The sequence below is a fragment of the Aeromonas sp. FDAARGOS 1407 genome (assembly GCF_019048725.1).
In the GTDB taxonomy this organism is placed as follows: domain Bacteria; phylum Pseudomonadota; class Gammaproteobacteria; order Enterobacterales; family Aeromonadaceae; genus Aeromonas; species Aeromonas enteropelogenes.
On record NZ_CP077399.1, the window covers coordinates 4,461,150 to 4,478,832 of the forward strand.

Annotated in this window: 17 protein-coding genes; 1 reads left to right on the plus strand and 16 read right to left on the minus strand. The window is 59.4% G+C overall.

Annotation, left to right across the window (positions count from 1 at the left end):
- Window positions 1-6: 6 nt before the first annotated feature.
- Window positions 7-1,371: an MDR family MFS transporter gene (locus I6L37_RS20915; protein ID WP_216992857.1), complete on the minus strand. Its 1,365-nt coding sequence runs from the start codon at window positions 1,369-1,371 to the stop codon at window positions 7-9.
- 168 nt (window positions 1,372-1,539) lie between these two features.
- On the opposite strand from I6L37_RS20915, the gene I6L37_RS20920 reads away from it, so the two are divergent.
- Window positions 1,540-2,136, plus strand: coding sequence for an HAD family phosphatase (locus tag I6L37_RS20920; RefSeq protein WP_216992858.1), 597 nt, complete (start codon window positions 1,540-1,542; stop codon window positions 2,134-2,136).
- Between the two features lie 62 nt (window positions 2,137-2,198).
- Here I6L37_RS20920 and I6L37_RS20925 read toward each other — a convergent pair whose 3' ends face one another.
- The 15 genes from I6L37_RS20925 to I6L37_RS20995 all read right to left on the minus strand — a co-directional run bounded on the left by I6L37_RS20925 (window position 2,199) and on the right by I6L37_RS20995 (window position 17,682).
- Window positions 2,199-2,459, minus strand: a complete 261-nt coding sequence (locus I6L37_RS20925) for a hypothetical protein (protein WP_216992859.1) — start codon at window positions 2,457-2,459, stop codon at window positions 2,199-2,201.
- Window positions 2,460-2,697: 238 nt separating this feature from the next.
- On the minus strand, window positions 2,698-3,495 hold the full coding sequence (locus tag I6L37_RS20930) for a DUF1338 domain-containing protein (protein WP_216992860.1): 798 nt from the start codon (window positions 3,493-3,495) through the stop codon (window positions 2,698-2,700).
- A gap of 64 nt (window positions 3,496-3,559) precedes the next feature.
- Window positions 3,560-5,029, minus strand: coding sequence for a succinylglutamate-semialdehyde dehydrogenase (astD, locus tag I6L37_RS20935; protein ID WP_216992861.1), 1,470 nt, complete (start codon window positions 5,027-5,029; stop codon window positions 3,560-3,562).
- Window positions 5,030-5,099: 70 nt separating this feature from the next.
- Window positions 5,100-6,119, minus strand: coding sequence for an arginine N-succinyltransferase (gene astA / locus I6L37_RS20940; RefSeq protein WP_216992862.1), 1,020 nt, complete (start codon window positions 6,117-6,119; stop codon window positions 5,100-5,102).
- Between the two features lie 75 nt (window positions 6,120-6,194).
- On the minus strand, window positions 6,195-7,412 hold the full coding sequence (locus tag I6L37_RS20945; RefSeq protein WP_216992863.1) for an aspartate aminotransferase family protein: 1,218 nt from the start codon (window positions 7,410-7,412) through the stop codon (window positions 6,195-6,197).
- Window positions 7,413-7,688: 276 nt separating this feature from the next.
- Window positions 7,689-8,270 carry an aminodeoxychorismate synthase component II gene (locus tag I6L37_RS20950; RefSeq protein WP_216992864.1) on the minus strand — a complete coding sequence of 194 codons (582 nt, stop codon included), beginning with the start codon at window positions 8,268-8,270 and terminating at the stop codon, window positions 7,689-7,691.
- A 21-nt stretch (window positions 8,271-8,291) separates the two neighbouring features.
- Entirely contained in the window at window positions 8,292-8,507 is a 216-nt protein-coding gene (locus I6L37_RS20955; protein WP_026455946.1) for a hypothetical protein, read from the minus strand.
- Between the two features lie 120 nt (window positions 8,508-8,627).
- Window positions 8,628-9,632, minus strand: a complete 1,005-nt coding sequence (gene trpS, locus I6L37_RS20960; RefSeq protein WP_216992865.1) for a tryptophan--tRNA ligase — start codon at window positions 9,630-9,632, stop codon at window positions 8,628-8,630.
- Between the two features lie 42 nt (window positions 9,633-9,674).
- Window positions 9,675-10,343 (minus strand): phosphoglycolate phosphatase, encoded by a 669-nt coding sequence (locus tag I6L37_RS20965; RefSeq protein WP_216992866.1) that lies wholly within the window; start codon window positions 10,341-10,343, stop codon window positions 9,675-9,677.
- Window positions 10,330-11,004, minus strand: a complete 675-nt coding sequence (gene rpe / locus I6L37_RS20970; protein WP_216992867.1) for a ribulose-phosphate 3-epimerase — start codon at window positions 11,002-11,004, stop codon at window positions 10,330-10,332. The genes I6L37_RS20965 and rpe overlap by 14 nt, the downstream gene beginning before the upstream one ends.
- 183 nt (window positions 11,005-11,187) lie before the next feature.
- Window positions 11,188-12,060, minus strand: coding sequence for a Dam family site-specific DNA-(adenine-N6)-methyltransferase (locus I6L37_RS20975; RefSeq protein ID WP_124239829.1), 873 nt, complete (start codon window positions 12,058-12,060; stop codon window positions 11,188-11,190).
- 70 nt (window positions 12,061-12,130) lie between these two features.
- On the minus strand, window positions 12,131-13,690 hold the full coding sequence (locus I6L37_RS20980) for an SPOR domain-containing protein (RefSeq protein WP_216992868.1): 1,560 nt from the start codon (window positions 13,688-13,690) through the stop codon (window positions 12,131-12,133).
- Window positions 13,683-14,762, minus strand: coding sequence for a 3-dehydroquinate synthase (gene aroB, locus I6L37_RS20985; protein ID WP_124239831.1), 1,080 nt, complete (start codon window positions 14,760-14,762; stop codon window positions 13,683-13,685). Before aroB ends, I6L37_RS20980 begins: the two co-directional genes overlap by 8 nt.
- Window positions 14,763-14,776: 14 nt before the next feature.
- Entirely contained in the window at window positions 14,777-15,295 is a 519-nt protein-coding gene (aroK, locus tag I6L37_RS20990; RefSeq protein ID WP_042025672.1) for a shikimate kinase AroK, read from the minus strand.
- A gap of 191 nt (window positions 15,296-15,486) precedes the next feature.
- On the minus strand, window positions 15,487-17,682 hold the full coding sequence (locus I6L37_RS20995) for a type IV pilus secretin PilQ (RefSeq protein ID WP_216992869.1): 2,196 nt from the start codon (window positions 17,680-17,682) through the stop codon (window positions 15,487-15,489).
- Window position 17,683: the final 1 nt, after the last annotated feature.

Below are 17,683 nucleotides of genomic sequence, written 5' to 3' on the forward strand. Positions count from 1 at the left end.
TTGCCATCAGGCGTGCATGCCGGCCAGCTCGTGGCGTTTGAGGGCCAGTAGCGTGATGAGCAGTGCGGCGCTGGCGATCAGCGCCATGCCGATATAGGTGGTGCTGAAACCCGGGGCCAGCACGGTCGGGCTCAGGCTGGCCAGATTGTGGCTGGTGCCTGTTGGCAGGGCGGAATGGAACAGCACGGCGCAGATGGCAACCCCAACCGCGCCCCCCAGCTCCCGGCCAAAGTTGAACAACGACATGCCGATGCCGCGATCCTCCCGTGGCAGGGCATTTTGCACCACCACCGAGAGGGCGGGCAGCACCAGTCCCAATCCCAGACCCGCAAAGCCGAGGGCCAGCCTGACCCAGGCGTCAAAGTGGATTTGCCACAGAGCCAGCGCCGCCAGGGCAAACCCGATCACCACGAAGCGCTTGTAGCGGCCGGTGTGACTAATGAGCTTGCCACCGACGAAGGCCCCGACGGTGATGCAGACCATGAAGATCACCAGGCTCACCCCGCTCTCGCTGGCACTCATCCCCTTTTGCCATTGCATCTGGAGGGGCAGATAGACCAGCATGGCGAACATCAGCAGCTGAGAGAGCATCGCCAGCAGCACGCTCACCAGATAACCGGGCAGCCGCGCCAGATGGGCCGGCAGTATGGGGTCGTGGGCACGGCGTTCGATCAGGATCAGCAACAACAGGGCGAACACCAGGGCGGCGGCCAGCCAGATGGCGGGCAGGGCGGTTTCGGGCGACAGCAGCAACAGAGTCAGGGTGGTGACCGTGATGAGCAGGCCCGCCCCCTTCCAGTCGAAGCGACTGTGGCGACGCACATTGAGCTGCTTGAGGTTGCGGTTGATGAGCCAGAGGGCGAGCACCCCCAGTGGTAGGTTGATCCAGAAGATCCAGCGCCAGCTCAGCTGCTCGGTAAAGTAGCCGCCGAGCAGGGGCCCGGCGATGCTCGAAACCGCATAGACCATCGAGATATAGCCCTGATACTTGCCCACCTCCCGCGGCGGTATGGTGTCGGCGATGACGGTGAAGGCGAGCGCGATCAGCCCCCCTCCCCCCATCCCCTGCAGCACTCGCGCAGCCAGCAAGGTCGGCAGATCCTGGGCCAGAGCACAGGCGACGGAACCGGTCAGAAACAGTCCAATACCGATGTTGAGCATTCGCACCCGGCCGAACTGATCGCTCAGCTTGCCGTAGAGAGGGAGCACTGCGGTGGCAGCCAGCAGGTAGGCGGTGACCACCCAGGTGAGAGCGGCACCGGCGTTCAGCTCGGCGCCTATCATCGGCAGCGGCGTGGTGACTATGCTCTTTTCCAGTGAGCCCAGGGCGATCACCAGCGCCACGCTCGAGAAGATGGTTTTTGGGGACATGGAACGACTCGCTATTCAGGCTGGCCAACTCGGCCTATCACGGGCAGATCATTGTCACACAAATCAGCAAGAGGACAAAAATGGCCCTCTCCCGCACAACCATGAAGCAGATCCCACTCATGCCGCACCCAATCTGCTAGTCTGCTCCATTTGCTCCGAGGAACCGCCATGCATGCCTACGACAGTTTTGCTCATTACGACGCCCTGATCTTCGACATGGATGGCACCCTGGTGGACTCCATGCCCCTGCATCTGGACGCCTGGGCGCTCACCTGCGCCGAATTCGGCATCCCCTTCGAGCGCGCTCAGCTCTACCAGTATGGCGGCATTCCGACCCGCAAGATCATCGCCATGCTGGCCGAGCAGCAGGGGCTGACGGTCGACATCGAGGCCTTCGCCCGGCGCAAGATTGCCCTCTATCTGGCGCAGATCGACCGGGTCAACGTCTTTCCTGCCATGTGGGAGCTGGTCCGGCAATGCCACGGCAAGATACCTATGGGCATTGGTACAGGGTCGCCACGCAATCAGGCAGAGTCGATCTTAAAGAGCACCGGGCTCGATGCCTATATCCAGGTGGTGGTGAGCGCCGATGATGTGAGCAACCACAAGCCACATCCAGACACCTTCCTGGAGGTGGCCAGACAACTTGGGGCCAACCCGGCCAACTGCCTGGTCTTTGAGGACACCCGGATCGGGATCGAAGCTGGCAAGGCGGCGGGGATGGAAACCGTACTGGTGATTGAGGGAAAGCCGGACCCGCGATAGTACAGATTGAGCGAACGCTCCCCACAAGCAAGGAAGAGGCGCGGTTGGCCGGGAAGGCGGGATCAGACTCCCGACACGCCGGTTATGGTAGCAGGGTGCGAGTTGGCCACATAAAAGTCGTCATGAACCCCGGGTGCGTTCTCCATCTCCTCCTGACCTTGCAGTTGCGCCAGGGCGGCTGCCGGACTGTCGGCAAAGGTAGGGGCCGCGAGGGGGGCAAAACCCTGTTCAATCAGATGGCCACGCTCGTCACCATAGCTGGGCGCATTGGCATCGAGATAGGTAAGAGCCTGACCTTGCTTGAAAAAATGATAGTAAGGCATCGAACGACCCCCCTAAAAAGAAAGCGCCATTCTACCCCTTTTCCCATCCCTGCCCGGGACGCAATTGGTGATCCCCTTCACAATTTGGCCAACAAAATGGACATACTTGCAGAAGCCTTTCCCTCTCTCCCATTCTCGACAACTGTCCCCATTCTATCGCCAGCAATAAAAACGCCTCCTGAAAGGAGGCGTTGCTTATGTCACTCTGGCTATCGCCGCATGGGCGACGAGAGCGTCGTTACATGGCGTTGGTGGATTCGAAAATCTTGTCGGCCGACGCCTCGACGAAACCCGGGTAGAGGGTGCCGTCGGCCTGCGGGTAACGCAGGGCAAATTCGTAGAAGCAGCTCGGGATGGTGTGCACACCGTCGCTGAAGGCCACCTCGGCCTTGTCCGCCATGGTGGAGGATTGCTCCAGCATCACCTGAGGATCCCCTTTCACCTCGCCACCCACGCTGTTGAGCACGAAACCGGCTGCTTTCAGCGCCCCATTCACCTGCTGAATGGTGTCGAATTCCTTGAGCTGATTGATGTTGACCGTGAAGTGGTTGGCTCGATAACCCCAGGCAGCCATCCAGGCGGCGTACTCGCTCTCCGCCAGCAGGGTCTGGTAGTCGGCCCAGGAGACCTGCCAGGGGGCACCGGCATAGAGGAAGGCATGAGTATCGGTCAGATGGTCGGGCACCTGATCCACCAGCTTGTGAATGATGGCCTGGGCCTGCTCGGAGAGCTCCTCCACCTTCAGCTCGCTGATGAACACCTTGGGAGCGTCCGGATCCTTGTGCTCGAAGTGCTTGGCGTAGAGCTTCTTGGCCTTGAACTCATACTCCCCCTTCTGCTCGTAACCGAGCGCCAGGAAGTGGGCCGCCAGCTTCTCCAGCCCCAGCTTGGGCAGGTTGTAGGTGCGAAACGCCACGTGGTCGTTGATGATGGGTTCGCCGCCACCCAGCAGGGCGTGCACCTTGAGGGCGCTCGGCGTCACCTTGATGTAGTTGTCCCACAGATGACTGAACAGGGTATCGATATCCTTTTGCATCTCTCTTTCCTTTGATTGCGGGTACAGACAAGGGCACCCAAAGGGTGCCCCTTTTTCGTTATTGTCAGAAAGTCAGGCCAGGGGACAGCTGCTCCGGCATGCTCGCCTTGCTGTCTTCGACGGAGGCCACCGGATACGCACAGTAGTCGGCGGCGTAATAGGCGCTTGCCCTGTGGTTGCCGGAGGCTCCGATCCCGCCAAACGGCGCGGCACTGGAGGCGCCTGTGATGGGCTTGTTCCAGTTGACGATGCCGGCGCGGATCCGCTTGAAGAAGTGCTGCCAGTCAGCTTCCTTGTCGCCAAGCAGGCCGGCCGAGAGGCCGAAACTGGTGGCGTTCCCTTGATCGATGGCGGCATCGAAGTCGTCGTAACGAATGAGCTGCAGCAGCGGGCCGAAGTATTCTTCATCCGGCAGCGCGGCGACACCGGTCACGTCTATGATGCCCGGGGAGACAAAACCGGTACCCGCTTCCAGGTGCTTGAGGGTGAGCAGGCTCTCGCCCCCCAGCGCTTGCAGGTTGGCTTGTGCCGACACCATGCCCAGCGCAGCCTTCTCGCTGATCATTGCGCCCATAAAGGGTTGAGTCGCATCATCGTAATGGCCAACCTTGATCTGGCCGACCACCTCCACCAACCGCTTGACCAGGGCATCGCCCCGCTCACCGCGCTCGACAAACAGGCGGCGCGAGCAGGTGCAGCGCTGGCCGGAGGTGATGAAGGCGGATTGCACGATGGCATGGACGGCACCGTCGATGTCGCTCACGTCTTTCACGATCAGCGGGTTGTTGCCACCCATCTCGAGGGCCAGGATCTTGCCCGGTTGGCCGGCAAACTGTTGATGGAGCAGGTGACCGGTGCGGGAAGAGCCGGTAAAGAAGAGACCGTCGATGCCGGGGTTGCCCGCCAGCGCCTTGCCGGTCTCGACCTCACCCTGCACCAGGTTGAGCACGCCCTTGGGCAGCCCCGCCTCCTGCCACACCTCGACCATGGCCTCGGCCACCATGGGGGTCAGCTCGGAGGGTTTGAACACGACTGTGTTGCCGGCGATCAGCGCCGGAACGATATGACCGTTGGGCAGATGGCCCGGGAAGTTGTAGGGGCCGAACACGGCGACTACGCCGTGAGGCTTGTGGCGCACGAAGGCCTTGGCACCCGGCATGGGATTCTCGACCGTGCCGGTGCGCTCGTCATGGGCGCGGATGGAGATGGCGATCTTGCCCTGCATGGCGGCGACCTCGGTGCGGGTCTCCCACAGCGGCTTGCCGGTTTCGCGGGCGATGGTCAGCGCCAGTGCTTCTTTGTGCTCACCTAGCAGGTCGGCATAGCGGCGCACAACGTCCAGACGCGCCTCAAGGCTCAGATCAGACCAATGGTAGAAGGCGGTGCGGGCGGCCTTGACGGCGGCATCCACCTGGGCCGGGCTGGCGGCCTCCCCTTGCCATATCACTTCATTCTTGGCCGGATCCCTTGATTCGAACGGCTTGCCTTCACCGGCCAGCCACTGGCCATCGATAAACTGCACTAAATGACTCATCCATTCACTCCCTGTGGTGTGCAGGCAGCCGAGGCTGCCTGTTTCATATTCGGTATTGCCGCCAGCCGGATCAGTCGAGATCGACGGCACGCACCATGTCGCCATCCTGCACCTTGAGCGCCGCCGCCATCTTGGGTGGAATGATGGCTTCCTGCTTGTCGTGATCGACCCGGATATTGCCGTAGCAGGCGCGGTATTGCTCGAAGCGGGTGTTGCAAAGGAGGTAAGGGTGACCACCGATGGGCTCGCCGATCAGCACGCGCAGCTTCTGGCTGCAGCGCACACTGCGGATGTTCTTCAGCTCGCACTCCACCGCCGGGCCCGCGTCGAAGATGTCGACGTAGCCACGGTTCACAAACCCCTCGTCCTGCAGCATCTTGATGGCCGGGCGGGTCTTCTCGTGAGTCTGGCCGATGACGGCACGCGCCTCCTTGCTCAGCAAGTTGACGTAGATGGGGTACTTGGGCATCAGCTCGGCGATGAAGCGCTTCTTGCCGATACCGGTCAGATAGTCGACGGTAGGGAAATCCATCGAGAAGAAGTGGGTCTGCAGCCACTCGTAGAAGGGGCTGTGGCCATCGCTGTCCGAAACGCCGCGCATCTCGGCGAAGACGGTTTCGTCAAACAGTTCCGGGTGCTCGGCCATGAACAGGAAACGGTGCTTGGAGAGCAGGCGGCCATTGAGCCCCTCGCGGGCGCATTCACGCAGAAACAGGGTGCAGAGCTCGGAATTGCCGGTGTAGTCGTTGGAGAGGGTGAGGGTCTCCACCACGTTGTAGACACCGAGCTTGGGGGAAGAGTGCACCACCTTGCCGATGTGATAGTTGTAAAACGGCTGGGACAGGCCGACCGCGGCGTCGATGGCACAGGTACCGACCATCTCGCCGGTCTCCAGATCCTCGGCCACGAAGAAGTAGAGGCAATCCCCCTTGCCCGCCGGTTTGTCCGAAAAAGTCTGGGTCGAGGCATCGATCTTGCGCTGCAATAACTCATCGTTGACGGGCAACGAGGTCATGCCGGTGCCGGACTCGACGGCGCAGGTCTTGAGCCCGGCAAAATCTTTTTGCTCGATGGGACGGATAACCAACATAAATGACAACTCCCTTTCATTGACGACAGGTGGGGCCCCGGCTCCAGCCGGGAGGACTCCCCACCTCAATTTGGATCAGGCGTTAACCACCTGGGCAACCGCCTTCTCAAAGCGGGCCAACCCTTCCTTGATGTCCGCTTCCGGGATCACCAGAGACGGAGTGAAACGCACCACGTTGGTCCCTGCGACCAGCGCCATCAACCCCTGATCGATGGAGGCCAGCAGGAAATCGCGGGAGCGACCCTTGTAGTCTTCGTTCAGCACGGCGCCCAGTAGCAGGCCCTGGCCACGCACTTCGCTAAAGCAACAGTACTTGGCATTGATAGCTTCGAGGCCTTCGCGGAACAGCTGCTCGCGCTGCTTGATACCGCTCAGCACTTCCGGGGTATTGACCACGTCGAGTACCGCCTCGGCGACGGCACAGGCCAATGGGTTGCCGCCGTAGGTAGAGCCGTGAGTGCCCACTTTCAGGTGGGAGGCGATCTCGGTGGTGGTCAGCATGGCGCCGATGGGGAAGCCGCCGCCAAGGGCCTTGGCACTGGTCAGGATATCCGGCGTCACACCTAGGCCCATATAGGCGTAGAGCTCACCGGTACGACCGACACCGGACTGCACCTCATCGTAAACCAGCAGTGCATTGTGCTTGTCGCACAGCTCGCGCACCCCTTTGGCAAATTCGTCGGTGGGACGAATGATGCCACCCTCACCTTGCAGCGGCTCCATCACCACGGCGCAGGTATTGTCGGAGATGACGGCTGCCAGCTCTTCCAGATTGTTGTAGGTCACATGGGTGATGTCGGCAGGCTTGGGACCGAAACCGTCGGAGTAGGCGGCCTGGCCACCCACGCTCACGGTAAAGAAGGTTCGACCGTGGAAACCCTGATGAAAGGCGATGATCTGGGTCTTGTGGGGACCAAACTTCTCGATGGCGTAACGACGGGCCAGCTTGAGGGCCGCCTCGTTGGCCTCGGCGCCAGAGTTGCAGAAGTAGACCTTGTCGGCAAACGTGGCGGCGACCAGCTTCTTGGCCAGACGCAGGGCCGGCTCATTGGTCATCACGTTGGAGAGATGCCACAGCTTCTCGCCCTGGGTTTTCAGGGCGTCGACCAGCTTGGGATGACAATGACCCAGACCATTGACCGCGATGCCGCCGGCAAAGTCGATATATTCACGGCCTTCCTGATCCCAGACACGCGACCCTTCACCACGCACCGGGATGATCTTGGCCGGCGCATAGTTGGGAACCATCACTTCATCAAACACTTCACGTGTCACTGCCAACAACTCTGACATATAGCTCTCCTTCGAACTGGCAGCAGAATAATCCACCGCCCAAAAGTTAAATCCGTGTAAACGTGACGGGATTATCACAGAAATAAAGTAAAAAGTCTGTAACAAAACGGACTATGGGGAACAATCTTCGATTAGCCTTGAGATTTTAGGCAACCGCATTGCATAACGTATCAAGGGGGCTTGGCAAGAGATAATTTGGGCAGGAGGGGCAGTGAATAAACTATCAGGGAAATTTTTTTTGCCTTCTCTCTATTCTGAGAGGACGATCACGAATTTTTACGAACGAGCGAGAAAATTGGCCAGTAACTGGTGGCCTTGCTCACTCAAAATGCTCTCCGGATGGAACTGAACTCCTTCGACGTCAAGCGTCTTGTGGCGCAGCCCCATGATCTCGTCAAACGAGCCATCGGCATGCTCGCTCCAGGCGGTGATCTCGAAGCAATCGGGTAGCGTTGCCTGCTCTACCACCAGCGAGTGATAGCGGGTCACGCTCAACGGATCCTTGAGCCCCTTGAAGACCCCCTCGCCCCGATGGCGAATGAGCGAGGTCTTGCCATGCATCACCTGACGGGCTCGCACCACGCGGGCGCCAAACGCCTGTGCCAGGGACTGGTGACCGAGACAGACACCGAGAATGGGCAATCGGCCGGAAAAATGGGTAATAGCGACGAGAGAAATACCCGCCTCGTTGGGCGTGCAGGGGCCGGGAGAAATAACCAGATAGCGGGGAGATAATTGCGTAATGTCGGCCAGAGTCAGCTCATCATTACGCCTGACCACTACTTCTTGTCCCAGGGCGCCAAAATATTGCACCAGGTTCCAGGTAAAGGAGTCGTAGTTATCGATCAATAACAGCATGTGATAACCAGTGGCCAAGAATTAACGGTCGAGAAAACGACCTTGTTCCATTTCCCGTTCACGCTGGCATTCGGCCAGATAGATGGCGGCAGCGATGGCGGGAGTTTTGTGATGCTTGTCGATGGCATTGGACACCATCAGTTGCAGGGTATTGAGGTTTTTAGCCTTGCGGAATTTACGCAGCCAGTGACCCTTGTCACTCAGCTCTTCAACGGAGACATTTGATTGAACGGACATACTTGCTCTTGGGGAAATAACCCGGGTTGAAAAAGGGAAATAATTAAACAATTAACAGCAGGGAAAATAAAGAAAGCCAGGCAAATACCCAGCTCTCTTCAACTACACCTTCCCAGTATGTCAGGCTCGAGGAACGAAGCCGACTACATCATATACGCTGGTCAGGGTTTTTTCAGCTCTTTCGCGCGCCTTTTGTGCGCCTTCCGCCAAAATAGCAATCAGATGAGTCTCATCCTGACGCAGTTCGTGGAAACGAGCCTGGATGGGCTCCAGCAAGGCCACCACGGCCTCGGCGGTTTCGGTCTTGAGGTGACCGTACATCTTGCCTTCGAAGTGCTGCTCCAGCTCCGGGATGGAGCGGCCGGTCACCCCGGACATCAGGGTCAGCAGGTTGGAGACACCAGGCTTGTTCTCCGGATCGAAACGCACCACGGCAGGATCATCGGAGTCGGTGACCGCACGCTTGATCTTCTTGACGATCTGCTTGGGGTCTTCCAGCAGGCCGATGAAGTTGGCCTCGTTGTCGTCTGACTTGGACATCTTCTTGGTCGGATCCTGCAGGCTCATCACCCGCGCCCCTTCGGTCGGAATGAAGGGCTCCGGCATGGTGAACACCTCGCCGTACAGGTTGTTGAAACGGGTGCAGATGTCGCGGGTCAGCTCCAGGTGCTGCTTCTGGTCGTTGCCGACCGGCACCTGATTGGCCTGATAGAGCAGGATGTCGGCCGCCATCAGCACCGGATAACCAAACAGACCGACGTTGACATTGTTCTCGAAACGGGCGGACTTGTCCTTGAACTGGGTCATCCGCGACAGCTCACCCATCTGGGTGTAGCAGTTGAGGATCCAACCCAGCTCGGCGTGCTGCGGTACATGGGACTGGATGAAAACGGTGCTCTTCTTGGGATCGATCCCCACCGCCAGATAGAGGGCGGCGGCATCGAGACAGGCCTTGCGCAGTGCCATCGGATCCTGACGGGTAGTAATGGCGTGCAGGTCGACGATACAGTAGAGGCAATCGTACTCATCCTGCATGTTGACCCACTGACGCAGGGCTCCCATGTAGTTGCCGATAGTCAGTTGGCCAGAGGGCTGTGCGCCGCTCAATACGATAGGTTTAGTCATGAGAGTAGTAATCCTTGTTATTCAGCCAGCCCAGCTGCGCTATTAGACCAAAAGTGCATCGAGCTGTGCAAACTGCTCGCATACCCAGTCAGGATGGGAATCGGCGATGGGGCGGCCATAGTTGTAACCGTAGGTGAGCCCCACTACTTTCATGCCGGCCGCCTTGGCAGCCAGCACGTCATTTTCGGAGTCGCCCACCATCAGGGTGCGAGCCGGGCTCACCCCCAGTTCGTGGCAGGCGTGCAGCAGGGGCTCCGGATTGGGTTTCTTCTGGGGAACGCAGTTGCCGCCAAGCCAGAGTGCGAAGCAATCGGCAATGCCGAGGGCATCGAGAATGGGCTGCACGAACTGGCTCGGTTTGTTGGTTACCACCGCCTGGCGGTAACCCAGTTTCTGCAGGCGGCGCAGGCTCTGCTCCACCCCCTCATACATGTCCAGTCCTTGCAGCAGGCAAGCCTGATAGTGACCGTCAAACAGGGCTCGGGCCTTGGCAAACAGCGCCGGATCGGCTTCGCAATGGGCAAGCGCCCGCTGGATCAGCTTGTCGGCACCGTTGCCGACCCAGGTGCGCACCAGCGCCTCGTCGGCCTCGGCCAGCTCCAGGTCGGTCAGAGTACGGTTGACCGCCAGTGCCAGCTGGGCGGCACTGTCGATAAGGGTGCCATCCAGATCGAACAGCACCAGATCAAATTCACGATTAACGACGGACATCAGCAAGCTCCGCACGCATCTGATCGATAACGGCCTTGTAGTCCGGCTTGCTGAAGATGGCGGAACCGGCCACGAACATGTCGGCACCGGCCTCGGCGATCTCGCGGATGTTGTTGACCTTGACACCGCCGTCAATCTCAAGGCGGATGTCGCGGCCGCTCTCGTCGATCAGGCGGCGCACCTGGCGCAGCTTGTCGAGGGTACCGGGAATGAAGCTCTGGCCACCGAAGCCCGGGTTGACCGACATCAGCAGGATCACGTCCAGCTTGTCCATCACATACTCGAGGCAGGAGAGAGAGGTGGCCGGATTCAGCACCAGGCCAGCCTGGCAGCCCTGCTCCTTGATGAGACCGAGGGAGCGATCAACGTGATCGGAGGCTTCCGGGTGGAAGGTGATGAGGGAAGCCCCGGCCTTGGCGAAATCGGGAATAATGCGATCCACCGGCTTGACCATCAGATGGACGTCGATGGGCGCCTCGATGCCGTAGTCGCGCAGGGCCTGACAGACCATGGGGCCGATAGTCAGGTTCGGCACATAGTGGTTGTCCATCACATCGAAGTGAACCACGTCGGCACCGGCGGCCAGCACCTTGGCAACATCGTCACCCAGACGGGCGAAATCGGCGGAGAGGATCGAGGGGGCAATCAGAAAGTCTTTCATCAGCATCATCCATTGGCAGCCAGGGAGAAAAAACGGCGCAATTTTAGCGTAAATATCCGGTGAAAACGACTCGAAAGGCCGAGAAAGGGGGCAATCCTTCCCGCCATCCCCTCCACGATCCCAATGCCAGCCTGAAGGATGACAAAACGCCAACAAAAAACGGCGCCCTCGGGCGCCGTTTTATCAGCTCAGCGGCAGCAGCTCGCTGTCGCTTGGGTAATACCCCTGCTCAGGCTCGATGCCGGGCGGATAGAGCGCCAGCAGTTCGGCCACCTTGTTGCGGGTACCGCCGTTGCGGCTGATGGTGCGCTTGACCAGGATCTCGTCGAGACGGGCACCGCGATAGAGCTCGCGGGTCAGTTCGATATCGTGGTTGCTGATGAGCACGGGCACCCCTTTATGGGCCGCGGTGTGACGGGCCAAGCGGGCCAGCACCGCCTGATCATCCAGGGTAAAGCCACCGGCCGCATAGGTGGTAAAGCTCGCCGTGGTGGAGAGCGGCGCGTAAGGGGGATCACAGTAGATCACCCAATCCTCCTCAGCCCGCTTGATGGCATCGGCGTAGCTTTCGCAGATGAAGGTCGCCTTCTGCGCCTTTTCGGCGAAGGCCCACAGCTCCTTCTCCGGGAAATAGGGCTTCTTGTAGGAACCGAAAGGCACATTGAAACCGCCCTTCTTGTTATAGCGACACAGGCCATTGAAACCGTGACGGTTGAGGAACAGGAACAGCAATGCCCGCTCGAAGGTGTCTTCGGTGTGGTTGAACTGGGTGCGCAGCCGGTAATAGGCCGCCTTGTGGTTGTGTTCTGTTACAAAGAGCTTGCGCGCCTCGTCAATAAAGTTATCCGGCGTCAGCTTGAGATGATTGTAGAGACTGATCAGATCCGGATTGATGTCGTTGAGCACATAGGCGTCGTAGTCGGTGTTGAGAAACACGGACCCGGCCCCGACGAAGGGCTCCAGCAACACACGCCCGGCCGGCAAGCGCTCGGCGATCTCTTCAACCAGGGAGTATTTTCCCCCGGCCCATTTTAAAAAAGCGCGTGTTTTCTTCATGGAAATCCGGTGTGTAAGAAGGCAAGACCCAAAAAGGGGGATGATTCTACCCCCTTATCCGGTATCAAGGCTATTGCTTCAGCTCTTTTTGTACCTGGGCAAACGACTTGGGCCAGGGTTGCCCCTTCAGCAGGGCTGGCGACAGCTTGCGGATCGCGCTCTTGGCCTGGGTCAGGGCCGCGTAGTCCCCCTGCAGCACCACAAACCAGGGGCTGCCACGGAACTGGGTCTGATAAACCCAGACCTTGCCGGACAAACCATGTTCGGCAACAAACTGATCCACCGCCTTGGTGTTGCTCGCCCCCATCAGCTGGATGCTGTAGTGGTTGCGTGCCTTCTTGTTCAGGGTCGCCACCGGGGTCAGGGCCACCTTGGGAGCCGGCACAGCCGCCGGCTGAACGGCCGGTTGGCTCGTAGTGGCCGAAGGCTCGGCTGCCTTGACAGGCTTTTGCTGTGCGCCGCTTGCCGCGCTGGCAACGGCGCCGCTGGCTACTGTGCTCTTGCCGGTCAGCTCGTCGACCACCTCGGTCGGCAGGGCACCGCTCACGCCGGGATCCGTCATCAGCTTTTGGACGACTTCATCGGAGATCACCACCCGGCGCCCTTCATAGTTGGTGGACTCGGTAGTGACGGTATCACTCTCTACCGACTTGGGCAGCACTTTCGCCTCCGGCTGCCAATCCTTGACCACGGCGTTGGGATTCGTAGCTGCGCCATCATCTTGTCCCTTGGCAGCTCCGTCATCAGCGCCACCCGTGGTGACGGGAGAATCGCCCGGAACCGGAGGCGGTAGGGCCGTCGTTTGAGTCGACTCCTGAGGTGTGGTGGAGGTGTCGCCACCAAACAGGGCCGGCAGCAGATAGCTCAGGGCCAGCAGGCCAGCCGCCAGCGCGGCAATAGAGAGGGCAACCTTTTTGACAGGCAGCTCTGCCTGACGCTTCTTGGGCCTTCTGTCGGTCATGATATCCTCCAGTAACTGCATGATGGTGGACGGGTGTCCACTTGCCGTTGTCAGGATCTCTTCCACTTTCACTTTGGGCAAGAGGGCTGTCGGGATCTTGAGCTCCTTGGCCTTCTCGTACAGGAAGATGCGTTGCTCCGGCGGACTCAGAGGCTGGACCTCCAGCTCGAGGGGCGGCATGGCGCGTCCCTTGAGCAGTGGCCGCTGACTACGACACCAGGTGTCACTGCCCGAGACCAGGATGGCCAGCTGGTGCGGCGCCGCCAGGGTGTCGTTGTGACGACTGATGGCCCACAGCTCTCCCAGCACGTCGGCAGGCAGCTCATCGGCCCGTTCGATGATCAGCAGCAGTGTCGCCGGCTTGGCCCCCTCCAGCATGCGAAAGAAGCTGTCTGCCAGCGCGTCCTGAGGATTGAACAGGGGACGGGCCACCACCTGGGGCAGCAGCAGCTGACGCACATCCGCCATCTTCATGGCCGGCGTGCCAATCAGGCTGACGACACGTACCTTTTCCGGCAACTGGCTGATCAGGGTCTCGCACAGAGTGCCGCGACCACTGCCCGGTTTGCCGGAGAGAAAAATGAAAGGGTGATTGAATTCAATCAGATGCAGCAGCCGGTCAACCAGCTGCCGCTGGGAAGGAAGCTTAAGCAGCTTATTATTAGTCACGTCCAGACTCGATCACCGCCAACAGTTCGGCATCGGAGACATCGGCCACCACCTGTGCATGGCCGATACCCACCGGCAATACCAGGCGCAACTTGCCTTCGAGGACCTTCTTGTCGCGGCGCATATGGCGAATGAAGGCGGCAAAATCCATCTCGGCCGGGGCCTTGATGGGCAGATTGGCCGCCAGCAGCAAGGCGCGAACGCGTGCCACCTGTGATTCGGTCATCTCACCCCTGGCCAGCGCAGTGTCGGCCGCCAGCATGGTGCCGGCCGCAACGGCCTCGCCATGGAGCCAGTTGCCATAGCCCTGTTCGGCTTCGATGGCATGACCAAAGGTATGACCCAGATTGAGCAGTGCACGTACCCCCTGCTCGGTCTCGTCCTGCCCGACCACATCGGCCTTGATTTCGCAGCAGCGTTTGATGGCATAGGAGAGGGCGGCAGGGTCCAGCCGTTGCAGACGGGTCATGTTCTGCTCCAGCCAACTGAAGAAGTCGGCATCCCAAATGATGCCGTATTTGATCACCTCGGCCATTCCGGCGGCAAATTCACGCGCAGGCAGGGTGCTCAAGCACTCGGTGTCGATGATGACCTGTCTGGGCTGATAGAAAGCCCCGATCATGTTCTTGCCGAGGGGATGATTGACGGCGGTCTTGCCGCCAACGGAAGAGTCAACCTGGGATAACAGTGTGGTCGGGATTTGGATAAAAGGAATGCCACGTTGATAGCTTGCTGCCGCAAAGCCCACCACATCCCCTATCACACCGCCCCCCAGGGCGATCAGCGTGGTATCACGCCCATGGTTGGTTTCAAGCAGAGCAGACATGATCTGCTCAAAGGTCGCCAGGTTCTTGTAGGCCTCGCCATCTGGCAGGATCAGGTGTTCTACCTGAAAATCCGACAGCAAGGCGCTGACCCGTTCAAGATAGAGAGGGGCGACGACCGTATTGGTCACTATCATCACCCGCTTGCCCTTGATGGCCGATGCCAGCACCTCGGGGCGCTGCAACAAGCCTGCGGCTATCTCGATGGGATAGCTGCGTTCACCCAGTTCGACCTTCAACCGTTCCATGGACGTCCTCTAGATTACATACCGATCAGTTTTACGATTTGATTGGCAACGATTTTGGCGCTCTGGTCGTCGGTGTGCACCACAAAATCGGCCACCTCTTCATACAGGGCATTGCGCTCTTTTGCCAGACGCTCGAGCACTTCACGTGCCGGCTCTTCGGTCTGCAGCAGGGGGCGACGCTTGTCACGCTGGGTGCGCGCCAGCTGCTTTTCGATAGTGGTTTCGAGATAGACCACGATCCCGCGGGCAGACAACTTGTTGCGGGTTTCGCGGCTCTTGATGGCTCCGCCACCGGTCGCCAGCACGATACCCTGCTGCTCCGACAGCTCGCCGATCACCTTCTCTTCGCGAATACGGAAACCCTCTTCGCCTTCAACATCGAACACCCAGCTGATATCAGCACCACTGCGGCGCTCAATCTCATGATCTGAGTCGAAAAACTCCATATGCAGTTGTTCTGCCAGATGTCTACCTATGGTGCTCTTGCCCGCACCCATGGGACCTATCAGGAAAATATTGCGTTTCTCAGCCATGTCTTTTCGTTAGTAATTACAAACTGTACGACCCCGATAAATACTGGATCGGGGTACCTATGAACCTTATCTTGCGATGGATCAGGAGGGGGATTATCTCAATAGAAATCAGGACTGGCAACCGCAGCCCTTACGCCCCAGCCTCATTGGGGCGTAAGGTTATATGTGTTTTACCTTCACATGTAAAGCCTTCAGAAAGCGTCGGTCACTATCTTGGGCGTCACGAAAATCAGCAGCTCGCGCTTTTTGTTTTCGCTGGTGGTCTTGCGAAACAGCGCCCCCAACCCCGGGATATCCCCCAGCAACGGCACCTTGGTCACATCGCTCTTGATGGTCTGCTGATAGATGCCGCCGAGCACAAGCGTCTCGCCATTGTTGACCAACACCTGAGTGGTGATGGACTGGGCGTTGATGGAGACGGCATCGCCGGTACCGGTCGGCACGGTTTCACCCTTGGTATCCTGGGTCACGGTCAGATCGAGAATGACACGGTTGTCCGGAGTGATCTGCGGAGTCACTTTCAGACTCAGCACCGCCTTCTTGAAGGTGACAGAGGTCGCACCGCTGGAGGAGGATTCCACATAGGGGATTTCGGTACCCTGTTCGATCAGCGCCGGTTTCTGGTTGGCCGTGGTGACCCGGGGACTCGCGATGATCTCGGCCTTGCTCTCCTTTTCAAGGGCAGAGAGCTCGAGATCCAGCAGGGTGCCATTGGCCAGACGGGCCACCTGGAAGGCCAGGGTACCGGCCGCATTGGTCACCGGCAGATTGACGTTCAGCCTGTCATCGGCGCCGGGTCTGGTGATGGCCGACACACCGTTATCGTTGCCGGAGCTATCATTGCCTTCGATGCTGCCCGAGGTGCTGTTGCCGTGCCCGTCGTTCTTGGTTACCCCCCAGCGCACCCCGAGGGCCTCGTCAAAGCCATCATCTATGGTCACCATGCGGGCTTCGATCACCACCTGCTTGACCGGGATGTCGAGAATGTCGAGCATCCGCTTGATGCTGCTGATCACATCCGCCGTATCCTTGACCACCAGCACGTTGGTGCGCTCATCCACGCTCACGGCGCCACGGGGGGAGAGCAGCTTGGTACTGTCGGATGACAGCAGGGCAGCCACCTCGGATGCCTTGGCGTAGTTGATCTGCAGATATTCGGTGTAGAGCGGGGCAAGATCCGCCACCTGATTGCGGCTCTCAAGCTGCTGTTTCTCCCGGGTCGCAATCTCGTCGGCAGGAGCCACCAGCAGGATGTTGTTATCCAGCCGCTTGTCCAGCCCCCGCACTTTCAGGATGATGTCGAGGGCCTGCTCCCAGGGCACGCCATCCAGCCGCAGAGTAATGTTGCCCCCGACCGAATCGGTCGTCACCAGGTTGAGATTGTTGAAATCGGCGATCAACTGCAACACGGTACGAACGGGAATATCCTGGAAGTTCAAGGAGATGGGCTTGCCCTGATACTGCTTGGCAGCGGTAGCTGCACGCTTTTTCACCTCGATGATGAAGAGCTTGTCAGCCTGATCGTAGCGATAGTCAAACTGGCCATTCACCGACAGCTCAAACAGGGTATCGTTGCCCTGACGCGACACCTCCACCTGGGAGACCGGCGTCGCGAAATCCTGCACATTGATGAGATTGAGCAAGCCATCCGGCACCCGGGTGCCGTGGAATTTGGCCAGCACCGTCTGGCCCCGGCTGCTCACATCCACGGCGGCCGAGCTGTTGTCCAGCGTCACCAGAAATTCACCCTGGCCATCCTTGCCGCGGCGAAAATCCACACCGGTTACCGAGTTGAAATAGGCTCCGCCGCCGTTGCTCTGATAACTGTTGAGCACGGGTTTGGAGGCTGTCGGGGCAGCCACCGGCGCTGTCGCCGGCATCGACTTGGCGACTACCTGGGTATTGATGAGTGCCGACGGAGAGGAAGCGGGCGTCGAAGCGGTGACTGCGGGTGCCAGCAATGCACTGTCATTGCTGCCAAGAGAGGAGGAAGATGCCCCCTCCCCCAGCGACACCAGCAACTTGCTGCCTTGCTGCCTGACCTGATAGGGCGCCAGCTGATCGAGAGCAATCTTGATGTCGAGCCCGGCGCCCTTGCCTTCCACCTTGATGCTGTCAACCCCCTGGCGCTGGATCGGCAAGGGGTTCACTTTCAATGCACCCACCGCACCGGGCACATGCAGCAACAGCTGGTTGGGTTGGTAGGAGAGGCGATCGGTAAAACCGCTGACAGGCTCGCTAAAACTGAGTTCCAGTTGTAACTGGTCTGCAAGCAAGGGATTCACTTTCACTTCCTGCAGGGTTGCCACCGCCCAGGCCTGGCCGAAGAAGGCACTGGCACAAAACAGCAGAGCCACTTTGGTTACACACTCTCTTGTTGTTTTCATT

What these genes read in the sequence shown, in the direction of transcription:
- I6L37_RS20915 (WP_216992857.1), bottom strand. Translation starts at nt 1,371, where the DNA reads ATGTCCCCAAAAACCATCTTCTCGAGCGTGGCGCTGGTGATCGCCCTG.
- I6L37_RS20920 (WP_216992858.1), top strand. Translation starts at nt 1,540, where the DNA reads ATGCATGCCTACGACAGTTTTGCTCATTACGACGCCCTGATCTTCGAC.
- I6L37_RS20925 (WP_216992859.1), bottom strand. Translation starts at nt 2,459, where the DNA reads ATGCCTTACTATCATTTTTTCAAGCAAGGTCAGGCTCTTACCTATCTC.
- I6L37_RS20930 (WP_216992860.1), bottom strand. Translation starts at nt 3,495, where the DNA reads ATGCAAAAGGATATCGATACCCTGTTCAGTCATCTGTGGGACAACTAC.
- astD (WP_216992861.1), bottom strand. Translation starts at nt 5,029, where the DNA reads ATGAGTCATTTAGTGCAGTTTATCGATGGCCAGTGGCTGGCCGGTGAA.
- astA (WP_216992862.1), bottom strand. Translation starts at nt 6,119, where the DNA reads ATGTTGGTTATCCGTCCCATCGAGCAAAAAGATTTTGCCGGGCTCAAG.
- I6L37_RS20945 (WP_216992863.1), bottom strand. Translation starts at nt 7,412, where the DNA reads ATGTCAGAGTTGTTGGCAGTGACACGTGAAGTGTTTGATGAAGTGATG.
- I6L37_RS20950 (WP_216992864.1), bottom strand. Translation starts at nt 8,270, where the DNA reads ATGCTGTTATTGATCGATAACTACGACTCCTTTACCTGGAACCTGGTG.
- I6L37_RS20955 (WP_026455946.1), bottom strand. Translation starts at nt 8,507, where the DNA reads ATGTCCGTTCAATCAAATGTCTCCGTTGAAGAGCTGAGTGACAAGGGT.
- trpS (WP_216992865.1), bottom strand. Translation starts at nt 9,632, where the DNA reads ATGACTAAACCTATCGTATTGAGCGGCGCACAGCCCTCTGGCCAACTG.
- I6L37_RS20965 (WP_216992866.1), bottom strand. Translation starts at nt 10,343, where the DNA reads ATGTCCGTCGTTAATCGTGAATTTGATCTGGTGCTGTTCGATCTGGAT.
- rpe (WP_216992867.1), bottom strand. Translation starts at nt 11,004, where the DNA reads ATGAAAGACTTTCTGATTGCCCCCTCGATCCTCTCCGCCGATTTCGCC.
- I6L37_RS20975 (WP_124239829.1), bottom strand. Translation starts at nt 12,060, where the DNA reads ATGAAGAAAACACGCGCTTTTTTAAAATGGGCCGGGGGAAAATACTCC.
- aroB (WP_124239831.1), bottom strand. Translation starts at nt 14,762, where the DNA reads ATGGAACGGTTGAAGGTCGAACTGGGTGAACGCAGCTATCCCATCGAG.
- aroK (WP_042025672.1), bottom strand. Translation starts at nt 15,295, where the DNA reads ATGGCTGAGAAACGCAATATTTTCCTGATAGGTCCCATGGGTGCGGGC.
- I6L37_RS20995 (WP_216992869.1), bottom strand. Translation starts at nt 17,682, where the DNA reads ATGAAAACAACAAGAGAGTGTGTAACCAAAGTGGCTCTGCTGTTTTGT.